This window comes from Arcobacter cryaerophilus gv. crypticus (assembly GCF_002993025.1).
In the GTDB taxonomy this organism is placed as follows: Bacteria; Campylobacterota; Campylobacteria; order Campylobacterales; family Arcobacteraceae; genus Aliarcobacter; species Aliarcobacter cryaerophilus_B.
In genome coordinates, this window is the sequence record NZ_NXGI01000048.1 from 1 (window position 1) to 327 (window position 327).

1 protein-coding gene is annotated in these 327 nt (G+C 25.4%); it reads left to right on the plus strand.

The features are described from left to right. Positions 1–104: 104 nt before the first annotated feature. Positions 105–327: ComEA family DNA-binding protein (locus CJ670_RS09855; protein WP_133161070.1), on the plus strand; the 223-nt coding region annotated here is incomplete at its 3' end.

Genomic DNA, 327 nt, shown 5'->3' on the forward strand with positions numbered 1-327 from the left:
TTATTCGCTCCTCTTTTTTAGTTTAGTTTTTAATAAATAATTTAATGTACATTTTTGTTTTTTTTATGATATAATTTTTTACATTACAATTTAAAGGAGAGAACATGAAAAAATTTGTTGCTATTTTAGCAATTTTTACTACTTTATTTTTAGGGGCTATGGATCTTCAAACTGCTTCAAAAAGTGAGTTAATGGAAATTAAGGGAGTAGGTGATAAAAAAGCTGATGCCATTATTGAGTACAGAAAAACAAACACTATAAAGTCTGCTGACGATTTAAAAAACATAAAAGGCTTTGGTGATTCTATTATAAACAATGTAAAAAACA